Source organism: Microbulbifer mixtoriginis (SeqCode) (genome assembly GCF_052466715.1).
Map to the genome: position 1 here is coordinate 1,409,466 of NZ_CP174288.1, position 17,260 is coordinate 1,426,725.

The 17,260-nt window shown below is 51.5% G+C and carries 11 protein-coding genes and 1 tRNA gene; 11 read left to right on the forward strand and 1 reads right to left on the reverse strand.

Annotated elements, in window-relative coordinates; translation table 11 throughout:
* The first annotated feature begins 13 nt into the window (after window positions 1–13).
* The 11 genes from ACJJH9_RS06465 (at window position 14) to ACJJH9_RS06515 (ending at window position 15,459) form a co-directional block, all read left to right on the forward strand.
* The gene (locus ACJJH9_RS06465; RefSeq protein WP_444924682.1) at window positions 14–1,870 is read left to right on the forward strand and encodes a beta-ketoacyl synthase; all 1,857 of its coding nucleotides are present in this window, start codon (window positions 14–16) and stop codon (window positions 1,868–1,870) included.
* Window positions 1,871–1,963: 93 nt separating this feature from the next.
* The gene (locus ACJJH9_RS06470; protein WP_444924683.1) at window positions 1,964–2,593 is read left to right on the forward strand and encodes a helix-turn-helix domain-containing protein; all 630 of its coding nucleotides are present in this window, start codon (window positions 1,964–1,966) and stop codon (window positions 2,591–2,593) included.
* Window positions 2,594–2,872: 279 nt separating this feature from the next.
* Window positions 2,873–5,029, forward strand: coding sequence for a fatty acid oxidation complex subunit alpha FadB (gene fadB, locus ACJJH9_RS06475; RefSeq protein WP_444885420.1), 2,157 nt, complete (start codon window positions 2,873–2,875; stop codon window positions 5,027–5,029).
* Window positions 5,030–5,040: 11 nt separating this feature from the next.
* Window positions 5,041–6,216: an acetyl-CoA C-acyltransferase FadA gene (gene fadA, locus ACJJH9_RS06480; RefSeq protein ID WP_444890727.1), complete on the forward strand. Its 1,176-nt coding sequence runs from the start codon at window positions 5,041–5,043 to the stop codon at window positions 6,214–6,216.
* Window positions 6,217–6,385: 169 nt separating this feature from the next.
* Window positions 6,386–6,470: transfer RNA gene (locus tag ACJJH9_RS06485), tRNA-Leu, on the forward strand.
* 183 nt (window positions 6,471–6,653) lie between these two features.
* On the forward strand, window positions 6,654–7,967 hold the full coding sequence (gene tig, locus ACJJH9_RS06490) for a trigger factor (RefSeq protein ID WP_444885418.1): 1,314 nt from the start codon (window positions 6,654–6,656) through the stop codon (window positions 7,965–7,967).
* A gap of 186 nt (window positions 7,968–8,153) precedes the next feature.
* Window positions 8,154–8,795: an ATP-dependent Clp endopeptidase proteolytic subunit ClpP gene (clpP, locus tag ACJJH9_RS06495; protein WP_252085379.1), complete on the forward strand. Its 642-nt coding sequence runs from the start codon at window positions 8,154–8,156 to the stop codon at window positions 8,793–8,795.
* A gap of 164 nt (window positions 8,796–8,959) precedes the next feature.
* Window positions 8,960–10,246, forward strand: coding sequence for an ATP-dependent Clp protease ATP-binding subunit ClpX (clpX, locus tag ACJJH9_RS06500; RefSeq protein WP_252085380.1), 1,287 nt, complete (start codon window positions 8,960–8,962; stop codon window positions 10,244–10,246).
* Between the two features lie 274 nt (window positions 10,247–10,520).
* Entirely contained in the window at window positions 10,521–12,926 is a 2,406-nt protein-coding gene (gene lon, locus ACJJH9_RS06505; protein ID WP_444904398.1) for an endopeptidase La, read from the forward strand.
* 257 nt (window positions 12,927–13,183) lie between these two features.
* A complete protein-coding gene (hbs, locus tag ACJJH9_RS06510; RefSeq protein WP_067086576.1) occupies window positions 13,184–13,456 on the forward strand; it encodes a non-specific DNA-binding protein Hbs in 273 nt (90 codons plus the stop codon).
* Window positions 13,457–13,575: 119 nt separating this feature from the next.
* Window positions 13,576–15,459, forward strand: coding sequence for a SurA N-terminal domain-containing protein (locus tag ACJJH9_RS06515; RefSeq protein ID WP_444924684.1), 1,884 nt, complete (start codon window positions 13,576–13,578; stop codon window positions 15,457–15,459).
* A 93-nt stretch (window positions 15,460–15,552) separates the two neighbouring features.
* Here the strand turns inward: ACJJH9_RS06515 and ACJJH9_RS06520 are convergent, their stop codons facing one another.
* Window positions 15,553–17,109 (reverse strand): LysM peptidoglycan-binding domain-containing protein, encoded by a 1,557-nt coding sequence (locus ACJJH9_RS06520; RefSeq protein ID WP_444924685.1) that lies wholly within the window; start codon window positions 17,107–17,109, stop codon window positions 15,553–15,555.
* Between the last annotated feature and the right edge of the window lie 151 nt (window positions 17,110–17,260).

Sequence of the window (17,260 nt, forward strand, 5' to 3'; positions counted from 1 at the left end):
GCTGGAGGTCAGGATGCAGCGCCTTCCCGTAATTACCGCGTTCGGTGGTTTTAACCCTGCAGGACGCAGCTCCTTTCACCGGGGCTATGCCCGCATGGTGCTCGACAAACTCGGACAGAGGGAGCGGACTGATACGCTTTCTGATCTCGCCGCATTGATGGGGTTGCGTACAGGCGCCGAGGCCAAAGGCCCCCTCGAGTCAGCGCTGGAGGAAAAGGTTCTCAAGGGCACCTTGGTGCGAGAATTGGAAGCGCGAATCTACGATTACCACAGGTGTCATTTTCACCAGGCGGCGAATCTTTCAAATCCCGCTGGTATTTCTTTTGAGATTTCTACGCGCCAATTACCCCATCCACTGCCAGAGGGATGGCAAGTGGAAACTATTGGTAGTGGTAGGGTTCGTGTGGCTACATCAAGTTTGTCAGTCATGCTGGATAGCTTTCGCGAGATCCCAGTGGGGGCGGCAGGACAGCTGCCCACAGGCTTTGAGCCTGGTGAGCTTTACAGTTCCCGATTCCACCCGAGGGGATTGCAGTTGGCAGTGTTGGGTGCATCTGATGCTGTTCTCTCTATGGGAGTGGATTGGCAGGATGTTGTTGCTGCAGCTGGTCCCGGTAATATTTCTGTTTACGCCTCCTCAGCGATGAGTCAACTCGACCCTTATGGAAACGGAGGCTTGATGCAGTCCCGCTTGCGCGGTTCCAGGGTTAGCTCCAAGCAGTTGGCGCTTGGGCTGAATAGTATGCCGGCAGACTTTGTGAACGCCTATGTGCTGGGTAATGTTGGTTCTACTGGGGCGGTTACCGGAGCTTGTGCGAGCTATTTATACAATTTGCGCGCAGGGGTAGAGGATATTCGCAGTGGTCGGGCCAGGGTGGCCGTTGTTGGTGCTACTGAAGCGCCATTGGTTCCCGAGATTGTTGATGGTTACTCAACCATGGGCGCGCTTGCTACCACTGAAAATCTGCGAAAGATTTCTTCGGGCGAAGTGGACTTCCGCCGCACTAGTCGCCCGTTTGGGGAGAATTGCGGTTTTACTTTGGGGGAGGGTACCCAGTGGGCCATCTTAATGGATGACGCTTTGGCTGTTGAGCTGGGGGCGAGTGTCCACGGTGCGGTTACAGGGGTGTATATCAATGCTGATGGCTTCAAAAAGTCGATTTCCGCACCGGGGCCAGGTAATTATCTAACGATGGCCAGGGCGATGGCGGAGTCGAAAGCTATTGTCGGGGATGAAAGTCTGAAGAAGCGCAGTTTTGTTCAGGCCCATGGATCTAGCACACCGCAAAATCGCGTAACAGAGTCTGCGATTCTCGATCGCTTGGCTTCCGTTTTTGGTGTGCAGGAATGGCCGGTTTGTGCTGTTAAAGCTTATCTTGGGCACACGATAGCGGTGGCGAGTGGTGACCAGTTAATTTCGACCCTGGGAGTTTTTGATAGGGGAATTTTACCGGGTATCGTCACGATTGACAGAGTGGCAGATGATGTTCACCAGAATAACCTGCAGATCTCTTGTGAGCATGTGGAGAGGGATCCCGCTTCACTGGATCTCGCTTTCCTGAATTCTAAAGGTTTTGGGGGGAATAATGCGACTGCGGCTGTACTCTCTCCTCACTTGACCCGCTCAATGCTGGAAAAACGCTATGGGTCAAAAAAGATGCTTGCTCATCATAGAAAAAATGAGTCTGTCGTGGAGCATGCTGTAGCGTACGATGAAAAAGCAAGCAGAGGAGATTTACAAACTATCTACCGTTTTGGAGAGGGGCTGGTAGATGATGCTCAAATAGGTCTTTCTGTTGATAAGGTCTCATTTCCAGGGTTTCCTCCTGTAGAGCTCGATGTTGATAACCCCTTTACCGATATGGTTTAAAAGGCCCGTGCATCGGTAATGTATGATGCTTAAAATTTTTCCTGCTAATTAAGGGGGAAACCTCCTTTGGCAGTTGGCGGAGTGAGAGATTCAATGTCAGACATGGATGTTTGTAGTGAAGTTAGTGATGCCGGGGATCTTGGTGCCCGGCTGAAGCTGGTGCGAAAAATTTATGGGATTTCCCAGCGACAACTTGCGCGGCAAGCGGGCGTTACCAATGCCACTGTGTCTTTTATAGAGCAGGGTCGGGTTAGCCCATCTGTGGGATCGCTTGAGAAGATATTGAATAGTGTGCCCATGTCTCTGGCTGAGTTTTTCTCCCTGGAACTTGCCGAGCCAGAACAAATTTTTTTTCGCGCCAATGAAATGCCCGATATTGGTAATGGTCGGGTTTTCTGTCATTTGCTCGGCGGCTCCCGCCAGGTTCGCGCCATGACAATCCTCCGTAAAGTGTTTCCCGCTGGGCAGGATACCGGTTCAGGCCAATTGCTACTCAATGGGGAGGTGGGGGGGATTGTTATTGCTGGAGAGCTGGAGGTTACAGCAGGATCAGAGTTTGCCCTGCTAGAGGAGGGGGATGGTTATTACTTAAATGCACGGCGCCCACATCGCTTCCGCAACCCCGGAAGTATTGACTGTGTGGTTTTCAGTGCCGTGGCTGCCACTCCCTCATCGAATATTCCCTGCGCTTCCCGTCCAAACGAGTCTTTCTATAAAGGGTGATTTACGCCACCGTGCTGAAAAGGTGGATTGATCCGCGATAGACTGACTCCGCCTGTGTAACCAGCCTGTGAGATATGGCTGGTTGTTTTCTGTACTTTGGCGCTCTTGGTGCCAGTTCTTTTGTAAGAAATAGTATTCAAACAATCGTTTGAATCTGGCTATACTACGGCTGACCATATTGGGCCAAAGTGTCACCGCACCCTGCGGGGCGGCCCTTGGTTGCAAAAAAATTCCGACCCCGGGTCCAGGATTGCGGCCCAGAATAAAAGAGGTCAATCAATGTTATTTAGTGGCAAAGCGCTCACGGTTCAGATGCTGGATAACGGCATCGCCGAGCTTAAATTCGACCTGCAAGGCGAATCCGTCAACAAGTTCAACCGCCAAACGGTTTCCGAATTCTCTCAGGCTCTGGATGCAATTGAAGCAGCAGATGGCATCAAAGGTGTGCTGCTGACCAGTGGCAAGAGCGTCTTTATTGTCGGTGCTGATATCACTGAGTTTGGCGGTGCTTTTTCTGCAGGCGCAGAGGGCGTTGCTGATCTGATGAATCAGAACAACGAAAATATCAACCGTCTGGAAGATCTGCCGGTACCGACTGCGGTGGCAATTAATGGCTACGCGCTCGGTGGTGGTTTTGAAGTGTGTCTTGGCTGTGACTTCCGCCTGATGGGCGAAGAGGCCAAAGTTGGCCTTCCGGAAGTTAAACTGGGCTTGATCCCGGGCTGGGGCGGCACCGTTCGCCTGCCGCGTGTAGTGGGTGTTGATGTCGCTGCTGAGTGGATTGCAGCAGGTAAAGAACAGAAGCCGGCTGCCGCTCTGGAGGCTCACGCTGTTGATGCGGTGATCCCCACTGACAAACTCAAAGATGCAGCGGTCAAGCTGCTTGAGCGCGCTATCAATGGCGAGCTGGACTACAAAGCCATTCGCGAACTCAAGAAATCTCCGATTCCCTTGAATGACACCGAAGCGCTGATGGCCTTCTTTACCACCAAGGCATTTGTGGGTCAGCAGGCGGGCAAAAACTACCCTTCTCCTGTAGCTGCGGTTGAGTCAATCGAGCAGGGCTACAAGCTGACTCGCGATGAAGCGCTGAAAATCGAGCAAGAGAAGTTTATTTTCTGCGCGCAGACTGGCACTGCGAAATCTTTGGTAGGGCTGTTCCTGGCTGACCAGGCAATCAGCAAGGTTGCCAAAGGTTGGGAGAAGAAAGCCGATAAGCCGATTGAGCGTGCGGCAGTATTGGGTGCTGGCATTATGGGTGGCGGTATCGCTTACCAGTCTGCCTACAAGGGCACTCCGATCAAGATGAAGGATATCGACCAGAAGGGTATCGACCTTGGTCTGAATGAGGCGAACAAGCTGCTGTCCAAGCTGGTTGATCGCAAGCGCCTGACCCCCGTTAAAATGGGTGAAGTGCTCAACCGTATCGAGCCTACCTTGAGCTACGACGGCTTCAACGATATCGATGTTGTTGTGGAAGCCGTGGTTGAAAATCCCAAGGTGAAGCACGCAGTATTGAAAGAAGTGGAAACCAAAGTAAGCGAAGACACTGTAATCGCTTCTAACACCTCCACTATTTCTATTAACCAGCTGGCTGAGCCGCTCTCCCGCCCGGAAAACTTCCTCGGCATGCACTTTTTCAACCCAGTGCACAAAATGCCGCTGGTTGAGGTGATTCGCGGAGAGAAAACTTCCGACACAGCTGTAGCTCGCGTTGTTGCCTACGCAAACAAGATGGGCAAGAAAGCTATTGTTGTACGCGACTGTCCGGGATTCCTGGTTAACCGCGTTCTCTTCCCTTACTTTGCCGGTTTCTCCATGCTGGTGCGCGATGGCGCTGACTTCCAGGCCGTTGACAAGGTGATGGAGCGCTGGGGTTGGCCGATGGGGCCCGCTTACCTGATGGATGTTGTCGGAATCGATACCGGTGTTCACGCGGAAAGCGTAATGGCTGAAGGCTTCCCCGATCGCATGGGTAAAACCTTTACCGCTGCTTCCGACGTTATGTATGAAGCGGGTCGTTACGGCCAGAAGAACAACAAAGGCTTCTACAACTACGAGCAGGACAAAAAAGGTCGCCCGAAGAAAGTGGCTACCGAAGAGTCCTACGCGCTGCTTAAGCCGCACGTGGCTGAGCGTCGCGAGTTTGAAAAAGACGAAATTATCGAGCGCATGATGGTGCCTATGGCCACCGAGCTGGCTCGCTGCTTGGAAGAGGGTATCGTTGATTCCCCGGCTGAAGCCGATATGGCGCTGATCTACGGCATTGGCTTCCCTCCATTCCGCGGCGGAATCTTCGCGTGGCTGGACAGTATTGGTCTGGATGAGTTCGTGAAGATTGCCGATAAGTACGCCGATCTGGGTGAGCTGTACAAGCCGACCGATCGCATGCGTGAAATGGCCGCAAGTGGCAAAACCTACTACGGCGACAAGTAAGGAGAATAGCGATGAGTTTAAATCCTAGAGATGCCGTAATCGTCGACTACGCGCGTACGGCCATGGGTCGCTCGAAGAATGGTGTATATCGCCATGTTCGCGCCGATGATATGTCCGCTGAACTGCTGAAAAAGTTCATGCAGCGCAATGACAAGCTCGATCCTGCCGAGATCGATGACCTGATCTGGGGCTGTGTTATGCAGCGCGATGAGCAGGGCTTTAACGTAGCTCGCTTTATCCTGCTGCGCGCAGGTCTGCCACACACTATCCCGGCGCAAACCGTCAACCGCCTGTGCGGCTCCTCTATGTCCTCCCTGCATACTGCAGCTGCCAACATCCAGGCTGGCGTTGGCGATGTGTACGTTGTGGGTGGTGTTGAGCACATGGGTCATCTGAACATGATGGAGCATGTTAGCCCCAACCCAATGCTGGGTCGCTATATGGCTAAAGCTGCCGGCTCCATGGGTATGACGGCTGAATACCTGGCGATGATGCACGGTATCCAGCGTCAGCAGATGGATGAGTTCGGCGCACGCTCTCACCATCGTGCCGCTGAGGCTACCAAGGCTGGCAAATTCAATCGCGAAATTATCGCTATTGAAGGCCATGACGATGACGGCGTACCTTTCCTGGTTGAGACGGACCAAACCATCCGTCCTGACACCACCGTGGAAGGTCTGGCTCAACTGAAGCCGGCATTCGACCCGAAGCACGGCCAGGTAACAGCTGGCACCTCCTCTCAGATCACCGACGGTGCTTCTGTGATGCTGGTAATGTCCGCTGAGCGTGCTCAGGCTTTGGGTATGACCCCTATTGCTCGCGTGAAGGAAATGGCGCTGGCCGGTGTTGATCCGTCCATTATGGGTTATGGCCCGGTGCCTTCCACCAAGAAGGCGCTCAAGAGAGCGGGTCTAACTGTCGGCGATATCGACAAGTTTGAGCTGAATGAGGCATTTGCAGCGCAGGCGCTGCCGGTGCTGAAGGACCTGGATCTGCTCGAGCAGATGGATGAGAAGGTCAACCTGTACGGTGGCGCTATCGCTCTTGGCCACCCCTTCGGTTGCTCAGGCGTTCGCATTACCGGTACCTTGTTGAGTGTTATGCAAAACGAGGGTGGAAACCTTGGTGTATCCACCATGTGTATCGGCTTGGGGCAGGGAATCACCACGATTGTTGAGCGAGTTTAATCTCCCTCACCCCACAAAAGGCGCCTTTCTGGCGCCTTTTTTATTTTTTTTCAGTAAAGTGTTGATGCCTTTAAAATGCTGTGGCACAATCTGCACCCCTTGTCGCGATGAGGTCTTAAAAAAGATCGAAACCCTATATATATCAATGGGTTAGCGGTAAGAGAGTTTCGGGGACGTGGTGAAATTGGTAGACACGCCAGATTTAGGTTCTGGTGCCGAAAGGTGTGGGAGTTCGAGTCTCCCCGTCCCCACCAAATCAAAAACCTTGAAGTCCGTGTGACTTACCCTGGAGGGGTGGGTGCGGGCTTCTTGTGTATTTGGCGGAAGCTCAAAATATTGTTTTGATGTTTCCCCATGAGGTTGCTGACTAAGTCTCGGTGACCCGGTATTCGTTGGCGCTGCGGCGCGATTAAAGAGATAGTCTCACGAGGATAAACATGCAGGTTTCCATCGAAACTACTTCCGGTCTGGAGCGTCGCTTAACGGTCAACTTGCCGGCGGAAGTCGTCGATAAAGAAGTGGACAAGCGCCTTCAGCAGGCGGCTAAGACTGTTCGTATAAACGGTTTCCGCAAAGGCAAGGTGCCGATGAAAGTTGTGCGTCAGCGCTTTGGTGCCGGCGTTCGCCAGGAAGTGCTCGGCGAGGTTATGAGCCGTTCCTTCTACGATGCGGTTCAGCAGGAAGAAGTTAAGCCTGCCGGTCAGCCAAGCATTGAGGCAAAGCAAACTGCAGCTGGCGAGAATCTGGAATACGTCGCCACTTTTGAAGTTTATCCAGAAGTAGAATTGGCCGATTTGGCTGAGGTTAGCGTTGAGCGTCCAGTTGCAGAAGTAACTGATGCGGATGTTAACAATATGGTTGATGTGCTGCGCAAACAGCAGTCTTCCTGGAAGGATACCAAGCGCAAGGCACAAAAAGGTGATCGTGTTGTGATCAACTTCTTGGGCCGTAAAGATGGCGAAGAGTTTGAAGGCGGTAAGGCCGAAGGTCACCAGTTGGTACTGGGCTCCGGCCAGATGATCCCCGGTTTTGAGGAAGGTATCCTCGGTATGAAGCCCGGTGAAGAGAAAGATCTGGACCTGACCTTCCCTGAAGACTACCAAGCTGAAGAGCTACGTGGTGCTGCGGTAACCTTCAATATTAAAGTTACCTCTTCTGAAAAGCCTGAGCTGCCCGAGCTGAATGAAGAATTCTTCGCTGCATATGGTGTTCAGGAGGGTGGAGAAGAGAAGTTCCGCGAAGAAGTTCGCGGTAACATGGAGCGTGAGCTGAAAAACGCAGCGCTGAACAAGGTTAAAACTCAGGTGATGGACCAGTTGTTTGAACAGCACCCGGTCGAATTGCCTTCTGCACTGGTCGCAGGTGAGGTTAGCACTCTGCGTGGACAAATGGTTCAGCAGTTTGGTGGCCAGATCAAAGCTGAAGATGCTGAGCGTATGTTGCCGGACACTATGTTCGAAGAACAGGCCAAGCGTCGTGTAGTTCTAGGTCTTGTTGTTGGTGAGATCGTTAAGAAAAACGAACTGTCTGTAGATGCTGACCTGGTGAAAGCTAAGGTTGAGGAGCTGGCTTCTACCTACCAGCAACCGGAAGAAGTGGTTGAATACTACTACAATAACCGCGAGCTGCTCTCTGGAGTTGAATCGGTAGTTCTGGAAGATCAGGTTGTAGATTTTGTACTGAAGTCTGCAAAAGTCGAAGAAGTTAAAAGTACTTATGACGACGTGATCAAGCCGCAGAAGCAGGGTTAATTATCCCTTTATCTCCGAATGCATTGGCGCCCGCTTCAGTCGGGCGTCGTTGCATCTCCTTCCTTTTTACCGGCTGGCTTTATCCTGCCTGACCGGTTAAGCTCTGAAAACCTAATTTTCAGCACGGGCGCCTAGCGCTTGCATGCTGGCCTGCCGAACACGCCACAAAAGGAAGCAATGGTACCTATGGCACGAATCGATTATCCCCAAGCCTCAATTGACCCCTTAGCAACTGGTTTGGTGCCCATGGTGGTAGAACAAACTGCCAGGGGTGAGCGTTCCTTTGATATCTACTCACGTCTATTGAAGGAAAGGGTTATTTTCTTGGTTGGCCCTGTGGAAGACCACATGGCTAATCTGGTAGTTGCCCAGTTACTGTTTCTCGAAGCAGAAAATCCTGATAAAGACATTCATCTGTATATCAACTCCCCCGGTGGGTCTGTAACTGCAGGTATGTCCATTTATGACACCATGCAGTTTATCAAGCCGGATGTGAGCACCATGTGTATTGGTCAGGCTTGCAGCATGGGAGCCTTCCTGTTGACGGCGGGAGCGCCAGGTAAGCGGTTTGCCACCCCTAACTCCCGGGTGATGATCCATCAGCCCAGTGGTGGCGCTCAAGGACAGGCTAGCGATATTCATATTCATGCTCAGGAAATCCTCAAAATTCGTCATCGCTTAAATGAGTTGATGGCCCACCATTCTGGCCGTCCGGTCAGTGATATTGAGAGAGATACTGAGCGTGACCACTTCCTGAGTGCCGATGAGGCGAAGGAGTATGGTCTAGTGGATGATGTACTTTCCCGCCGTCAGGCTCTTGAAAAGTAACACTATCAACAAAAATATTTTGCTAAAGGCGTGAAGAGAGAACCTGAGTTCTTTCAAAGTCATTTCTCAGGCAGAGGGGGCTTGAAAAAAACGCCAAGAGACAGCATCTTGCTGTAATAGCTGAATTAAAGGCCCTGGTAGGCCAGTGACCACGGAGTATTTTGATGACCGACAAAAGCAGCGGAGAAGATAGCGGCAAATTGCTGTACTGCTCCTTCTGTGGCAAAAGCCAGCAGGAGGTGCGGAAGCTGATTGCTGGGCCGTCAGTCTTTATCTGCGATGAGTGTGTCGAGCTCTGCACCGATATCATTCGCGAAGAGGTCCAGGAGACTGCGGAGGGCCCGGAGGGGCGCCTACCCACGCCGCGTGAAATCACCGAGATTTTGGATCAGTACGTGATTGGCCAGGAGAGGGCCAAGCGTGTCCTGGCGGTTGCGGTTTACAACCACTATAAGCGCCTGCGTAGTAAAACTGGCGTTAAAGGCAAAGATGATGTTGAGCTGAGCAAGTCCAACATTCTTCTGGTGGGTCCAACTGGTAGCGGTAAAACCCTGTTGGCTGAAACCCTTGCGCGGCTGCTGAACGTGCCGTTTACCATCGCCGATGCCACCACTCTTACTGAGGCTGGCTATGTCGGTGAGGATGTAGAAAATATCATCCAAAAGCTGCTGCAAAAGTGTGATTACGATGTTGAGAAGGCCCAGCAGGGAATTGTCTACATCGATGAAATTGACAAAATTTCACGTAAATCCGATAACCCATCCATCACCCGGGACGTCTCTGGTGAGGGTGTGCAGCAGGCACTGCTAAAACTGATTGAAGGTACTGTGGCTTCCGTTCCCCCTCAGGGCGGTCGTAAGCACCCGCAGCAGGAATTCCTGCAAGTGGATACCTCTAACATCCTGTTCATCTGTGGCGGTGCCTTTGCGGGCCTTGACAAGGTGATTCGCGATCGCTCAGAGAAGGGGGGGATTGGGTTTAGCGCTGAAGTGAAGTCTAAGGATGGAACCAGTAACTTTGGTGAAATTCTGCGTGACCTCGAACCAGAAGACCTGGTTCGCTATGGTCTTATACCTGAGTTTGTTGGGCGCCTGCCGGTTACCGCGACCCTGGAGGAGCTCGATCGCGAGGCTCTGGTGCAAATTCTCACTGAGCCGCGCAATGCTCTGACCAAGCAGTATGCAAAACTCTTTGAAATGGAAGATGTAGAGCTGGACTTCCGTCCAGACGCCTTGGATGCTGTGGCTACTAAGGCTATGGAGCGCAAAACTGGTGCCCGGGGGCTTCGCTCTATCATGGAGTCGGTGTTACTGGAAACTATGTACGATATTCCATCTTCTGATGATGTCGCTAAGGTCGTTATCGATGAGGCGGTGATCAAGGGGGAGTCGGCACCGCTGTTGGTTTACGAAAGTGAAAGCCAGCCGCAAAAGGCGGCGCCAGAGGAATAACTCCCCATATTAAAAAGCCCCACTTGTGGGGCTTTTTTTATAGCCAATTGTTATTCAAATCTATCTTTTCTACCTGTTTGACATGCTTAACTACCAGCGGCCAGCCAGTATTCAGTTGAATTCGGCACAAATTGGTCGCGAGATTAGACTTGTATTCCGGGCTCTCCCCCCCCATCTCTAGCAACTGACGGGCGGTGGCCCAAATTAAGCTGTCAATTTCAACAGCAGCATGATGCCGCGCCAAATACCCAGTGATAGGGCCGAGAGGAGTTCTATGGATCAGTCATCCGACACCAAGCTTGAATATCCGTTATTGCCATTGCGCGATGTTGTTGTTTACCCCCACATGGTGATTCCGCTGTTCGTCGGCAGGGAAAAATCCATTGAGGCTCTGGAAGAGGCCATGCGCAGGGATAAGCAAGTGCTACTCGTAGCCCAGAGGAGAGCATCGGAAGATGACCCTGGCGCCGAAGACATCTATCGCGTTGGTACTATTGCCAGTGTTCTGCAGCTTCTCAAGCTTCCAGATGGCACTGTGAAAGTGCTTGTGGAAGGGGGGGAGAGGGTCAATATCCTCGATGTTGCCGAGCACGATAATCACTTTGAGGCTACTGTCGAGCCTATAGAAACTACTGAGCTGTCCGAGGGAGAGGCTGAAGCCTTGGTGCGCTCGGTTATGTCTCAGTTCGAGCAGTATGTCTCCATCAGTAAGAAGGTCCCCAATGAGGTCATTACCTCGCTGTCTGGCATTGATGAGCCGGGGCGCTTGGCCGATACCATCTCCGCGCACATGTCCCTCGAGCTGGCTCAGAAACAAGAGCTGCTGGAAACCTCCAATGTCAAAGAGCGGTTGGAGCATTTGCTCGGCTTGATGGATTCCGAGATCGACCTGATACAGGTGGAGAAGCGTATTCGCGGCCGTGTTAAGAAGCAGATGGAAAAGAGCCAGCGTGAGTATTACCTCAATGAGCAGATGAAGGCGATTCAAAAAGAATTGGGCGAAATTACCGAAGAGCCCAATGAAATTGAGGAGCTGGAAAACAAGATTGCAGATTCAGGAATGTCTGCAGAGGCGGAAAAGAAAACCCGTGCCGAGCTGGCCAAGCTGAAAATGATGTCGCCCATGTCGGCAGAAGCATCGGTATTGCGTAGCTACATTGATTGGATGTTGAGCCTTCCTTGGAAAAAAGCTAGCCGCGTACGGCATGACCTGAAGAAAGCCGAAGAGATTCTCGAGAAGGAGCATTATGGCCTAGAAGAGGTGAAAGAGCGTATCCTCGAATATCTTGCTGTGCAAAAACGTGTCAAGAAAGTGAAGGGGCCGATCCTTTGTCTGGTTGGGCCTCCCGGGGTTGGTAAGACCTCACTCGGGCAGTCTATCGCTCGTGCGACTAACCGCCAGTATGTGCGTATGGCCCTTGGTGGCGTTCGTGATGAAGCTGAAATCCGCGGACATAGACGCACTTACATAGGTTCTCTACCAGGTAAGCTGGTACAGAAAATATCCAAAGTCGGCGTTAAGAATCCGCTTTTCCTGCTCGATGAGGTCGACAAAATGGGTATGGATCAGCGTGGTGACCCCGCGTCGGCCCTGCTCGAAGTACTTGATCCAGAGCAAAACAAGACATTTAACGACCACTACCTGGAAGTGGATTACGACCTTTCCGATGTGATGTTTGTGTGCACCTCAAACTCCATGAACATCCCCGGTCCTTTGCTGGATCGCATGGAGGTTATTCGTATCCCCGGTTATACCGAGGATGAGAAGCTCAACATTGCCCAGCGCTACCTGGTACCCAAGCAGCGTAAAGCCAATGGGTTGAAAGAGGATGAGCTGGAGCTTTCTGATCAGTCAATCCGAGATATCGTTCGTTACTACACTCGTGAAGCGGGTGTGCGGGGGCTCGACCGGGAAATTGCCAAAGTTTGCCGCAAGATTGTAACGGAGCATGTCCGTAATCCTTCGGACAAAAAAGCGATAGTGCAGTCTGAGGAACTGGAAGAGTTGTTGGGTGTGCGCAAGTTTGACTTTGGTCGCGCCGAGGAAGAGAACAAGATCGGGATTGTTACCGGCCTAGCCTGGACAGAGGTGGGCGGTGAGCTTCTCAATATTGAGGCCTCTGCTGTTCCTGGTAAAGGGCGCATGATCAAGACCGGTTCTCTCGGCGATGTGATGCAGGAGTCTATTCAGGCTGCATTGACAGTGGTGCGCTCACGCTCCCAGGCACTCGGTATTGGCCCTGATTTCCATGAAACCAGGGATATCCATATTCATGTTCCGGAAGGTGCAACGCCAAAAGATGGGCCCTCTGCGGGTATCGCCATGTGTACGGCACTGGTTTCCGTACTGACCAATATTCCAGTTCGTTCGGATGTGGCAATGACCGGAGAAATCACCCTCAGGGGAGAAGTTTTACGAATTGGAGGTCTGAAGGAAAAGTTATTGGCGGCGCATCGGGGCGGTATAAAAACTGTGCTGATTCCTGCGGATAACGAGCGAGACTTGAAGGATATTCCCGACAATATTCTTCAGGATCTGGTGGTAAAACCGGTTAAATGGATTGATCAGGTTCTTGAGTTGGCGCTTGAGCACAAACCCGAGTCTCTTACTGATGAGGAATATTCTGCTTTGCAAAAGCAGGCTGAAGAGCGCTCACAGAGATCCGTTCAAACCCATTAATCGCATTCGGGGTGACAACTGTCACCCCGTAACAATTTACAAGACCAAAATCTAACCACAAAATTGATTTTTGTTGCCTGAGGTTTGTCTTACCGGCCGGAAACCCGCATGGTTCCTTGACCCGCTACCGGGCAGTTGGTATAAAACGGGCCTTATTTGGCCGGCGCTAAAATTGCCGGTGGTTAGAAAGTTACGAGTAGGGATGCCTTGCCTGAGGGCATGCCCTAAACATATTTAAAAGAACAGAGGGATTAAGCGTGAATAAGTCCGAACTGATTGAAGCTATTGCTGAGTCTGCAGATATTCCTAAAGCTGCAGCTGGCCGTGCTTTGGACGCAATGGTTGACAGCATTACTGATGCGCTTAAAAAAGGCGATCAGGTTGCCTTGGTGGGCTTTGGTACTTTTGCAGTAAAAGAGCGTGCAGCCCGCACTGGCCGCAACCCACGCACTGGCGACCCGATTGAAATTGCAGCGGCAAAAATTCCTAACTTCAAGGCCGGTAAAGCCCTGAAAGACGCCGTAAACTAAGTTTCGGTGAACTTCGAAACCTTGTAAAAGTCGAAGTGCAAAGAGGCGTGTCAATTTCGATACGCCTTTTTTGTATCTGCTAACAGTTGAACAATTAGAGTGAAAATTCGGAGCTGAGCATGCTTCAGTCCATGCGCGATAACCTGAAGGGAACGGCAGCCATTATTGTTGCGGCATTCTTTGGGTTCATTATGGTCATTGGGGGAATCGATTTTTTTACCGGTGCCAGTGGTGGTGCCACCGACGCGGTCGCCGAGGTCAATGGTGAAAAAATCACTAATATGGATTTGCAGCGGGCCATACAAAACCGCCGCAGTATGATCATGAGCCAATACGGAGAGGATGTTCCGGCGGACTTGATCAGTGATGAGCAGCTGCGTGAACCGGTTTTACGCCAATTGATTTCCACTTCAGTCATGCGCCAGGCTGCTCAGGAGAGTGGTATGGTGATGAGTACCGCTGCGGTTAATAAGGCGATTACCGATATTCCGGCCTTCCAGGTCAATGGTACCTTTAACACCCAGCTATATCGTGATGCTTTACGCCGTATGGGGTATAGCACAGCTAGTTTCCCGCAAATTGTTGAGGGCGATCTGTCTTTGCAACAATATGCGGATAGCGTTACTGCCAGTGCCTTTACCACCAAGGAAGACGCTGAGCAGATAGTTGCAGCCTCTATGGAAGAGCGCGACTTTTCCTACGTTGTGTTGCCTGTGCAGGAGTTATTGGCCTCTACCGACGTTAGTGATGCTGAAGTTGAGCAGTATTACCAAGCCAACCAGAGTCAATACCAGCGGCCTGAGCAGGTAGCGGTTGAATATATTGAGCTGACTCCGGAGGTTTTTGCCTCCAACATTGATATCTCTGAAGAGGATGTTCGCGCTCAATATGACCTGGAGCTTGCTAATTTTGGTTCTGATCTTCGCCGTCGTGCAGCGCATATTCTTTTAGAAGATGCAGATCAGGAAAAGTTGAATGAAATTCAGGTGAAACTTGACGCCGGTGAAGATTTTGCTGAACTGGCCAAAAGTTACTCGGAGGATATTGGTTCCCGTGATGAAGGGGGAGACCTCGGCTTCACTACTGGCGATGTATTCCCGCAAGCTTTTGAAGAGGCCCTTGCTTCACTGGAGGTTGGGCAGGTATCTGCTCCAGTTACCACTGATAGTGGCACTCACTTTATTAAGCTCTTAGAAGTGGAAGAGAGTGAGCCGCCGGTCTTTGAAGAGCGTAAGAGCGCTATTGAAAATCAGTTGCGTACTGCGGCGGCGGAAAGAGAGTTTTTGGATGCTCTGAGTCGCTTGGCAGATCTGGCCTACAATGCTGAAAGCTTGGCAGGCCCGGCTGAGGAATTAGGGGTATCCTTACAAACTAGCGGTCTTTTCTCTCGCTCAAATGGTAGTGGGGTACTGGCTAATGGCCAGGTAGTAGAGGCTGCTTTTTCTCCAGAGGTGATGGAGGACGGCAATACCTCTGATGTGCTGAATCTCAATAATGAGCATTCTGTCGTTTTGCGAGTGACTGACTCCAAGCCTGCAGGTATTTACCCGCTGGAAGAGGTGCGCCAGCAGATTGTTGACGTTCTGAAGCGTGATAAGGCGAGTGCTCAGCTTGCCCAAAAGGCGGAAAGCTTGAAAGAAAGTTTGGCATCTGGCGGTGATTTTGCTGAGCTGGCCCAGGAGCAGGGCTTGACCCTGGAGGCTAGTGATAAGACTCGTCGAGGTGGTTTCGGTGAGCGCGCTGAGATCAATAGCAAAGCTTTCTCTATGCCTGTGCCTACGGCAGGTTCTGAGGAGTTGGCTGTTTTTGCAGTGAGCAACGGCAACCAGATTGTTTTGGCATTGCGTGATGTGCGTCCAGGAGACCTCTCCCAGCAGAGTAAGGAGCAGCGCCGAGCCTTAATGCAGCAGTTAGCATCAGTGAATGGTGGTGCAGAATTGGCTGCAATTCGCCGTTACCTGTCTGATCAGGCCAAAGTGGAGCTTAGTTCTACAGGCGAATAGCAGGTAAGCATGTATAGGCCAGTCAATTTGCCCAATAAAAAACCCGGCTTTTGCCGGGTTTTTTATTGGGGTTAATATCGTTTGGAAAAAAGATTAGCTGTTATGTGCACTATCGACGAAGAGAGTTAAGCGCTGGCCGGGTTGTAGATATTTCGACTTGGGAATTTTGTTCCAGCGCAAAATATCGTCGATTTTGATACTGAACTTATTGGCAATTCGGTAGAGGGAGTCTCCACTTCTTACCTTGTATGAGAGTTTGCGAGTGGTACGGTTACTGCTACCTGCCCCCCCATTGTAGGCAACCAGTGTCCGGCCTGGGCGAAGGGTGTCCCCTGGAGCCATGCTATTCCAGTGAGCGAGTTCCTTGACGCTCACTTTTAGTTTGCGCGAGATGGCCCAAAGGCTGTCACCGGGTTGTACTGTGTAGCTCGACCTCTGCCCTTGGCCAGTAGCTTGGCGCTGTTTCACTCTCTGGTCTACGGTGTACGCATACTGGCCTTCTGGACCAGAGGCGCTAGGGATAAGTAGGGTTTTACCCGCACGAATATTGTTGTTTCGCAGCTTGTTGGCTTCACGAATGGCTGAGATGGTTGTCTGATAGCGTCGCGCGATGGTAGAAAGCGTATCTCCGCGGGCGATAGTATAGCGCTCCCAGGTTACGCGTTGCTCTACGGGCAGTTCTTCCAAGGCCGACTCAAAGTGCTCTAGGCTTTCTACTGGGATAAGCAGGTGGTGATTGCCATTGGGGTCAGTGGCCCATCGGTTAAACCCGGGGTTGAGTAGATAAAGCTCATCCAACTCGATTTGAGCAAGCTCTGCGGCTTGGGAAAGATCTATCTGGCTGCCAACGTTGACGCGGGCATAGTAGGGTTCGTTAGCGACTTCGTGTAGAGGTACCTTGTAATGCTCTGGGCGGGATACTACCTCAGCAAGTGCTAGAAGCTGTGGTACATAGCGCTTTGTTTCGCGTGGTAACTTGATTTCCCAGAAAGAAGTTCCTTGTCCTCTGCGGCGGTTGCGCTCTATTGAGCGACGCACAGTTCCTTCCCCAGCATTGTAAGCTGCTAGAGTAAGCTCCCAGTCGCCATCAAAACGCTCGAATAAGTATTTGAAGTATTTTACGGCTGCGCGGGTTGATTCATGTACATCTCGGCGTCCGTCATACCACCAATTTTGCTGGAGGCCGAAAGAGCGACCGGTTGCGGGGATAAATTGCCACATTCCGGAGGCTTGTGCATGCGAGTAAGCAAAGGGATCGTAGGCGCTCTCCACTATAGGCAATAAGGCGAGCTCAAGAGGCATATTTGCCTGCTCTAACTCCTCTGCAACATGAAAGATATAGCGGCGAGACCTCTCTGTAACCCGCGACATATAGCCTTCATTACGAGAGAAATAAGCGATGTAATCCTGCACCTTCGGATCTTCAGTGCGGTGATTGAGGCGAAATCCCCGGCGCAGGCGCTCCCAGATATCTGTAGGGGGCGGGGTTGCTTCCGTGGAAATAGGGGAAGATATCTCAAGGTTACTTGCAGGGCTGGTTTCTTGCGTCTGCTGACTTTCGCTATCGGGAGATGAGCCAGTCTCAGGTATTTGCGAGCAAGCTCCAACCGTAGCGGCCAGCAATGCTGCGGCAAAATTCTTGTGAACCATGTTTGATATCCGCGAGTAATTCTTTTAATTCCTACTCAGCTCGCGCGAAGGCGCTTATTTTTTGCTAACACTGAGCATTGGATCATAGCCTTCTGATTCTAATTAGTGGGAATAGTTTCGGTCAATGTAGATGGATAAAAAACAGACAGTA

What these genes read in the sequence shown, in the direction of transcription:
- lon (WP_444904398.1), top strand. Translation starts at nt 10,521, where the DNA reads ATGGATCAGTCATCCGACACCAAGCTTGAATATCCGTTATTGCCATTG.
- fadA (WP_444890727.1), top strand. Translation starts at nt 5,041, where the DNA reads ATGAGTTTAAATCCTAGAGATGCCGTAATCGTCGACTACGCGCGTACG.
- tig (WP_444885418.1), top strand. Translation starts at nt 6,654, where the DNA reads ATGCAGGTTTCCATCGAAACTACTTCCGGTCTGGAGCGTCGCTTAACG.
- clpX (WP_252085380.1), top strand. Translation starts at nt 8,960, where the DNA reads ATGACCGACAAAAGCAGCGGAGAAGATAGCGGCAAATTGCTGTACTGC.
- ACJJH9_RS06520 (WP_444924685.1), bottom strand. Translation starts at nt 17,109, where the DNA reads ATGGTTCACAAGAATTTTGCCGCAGCATTGCTGGCCGCTACGGTTGGA.
- ACJJH9_RS06515 (WP_444924684.1), top strand. Translation starts at nt 13,576, where the DNA reads ATGCTTCAGTCCATGCGCGATAACCTGAAGGGAACGGCAGCCATTATT.
- fadB (WP_444885420.1), top strand. Translation starts at nt 2,873, where the DNA reads ATGTTATTTAGTGGCAAAGCGCTCACGGTTCAGATGCTGGATAACGGC.
- ACJJH9_RS06470 (WP_444924683.1), top strand. Translation starts at nt 1,964, where the DNA reads ATGTCAGACATGGATGTTTGTAGTGAAGTTAGTGATGCCGGGGATCTT.
- ACJJH9_RS06465 (WP_444924682.1), top strand. Translation starts at nt 14, where the DNA reads ATGCAGCGCCTTCCCGTAATTACCGCGTTCGGTGGTTTTAACCCTGCA.
- clpP (WP_252085379.1), top strand. Translation starts at nt 8,154, where the DNA reads ATGGCACGAATCGATTATCCCCAAGCCTCAATTGACCCCTTAGCAACT.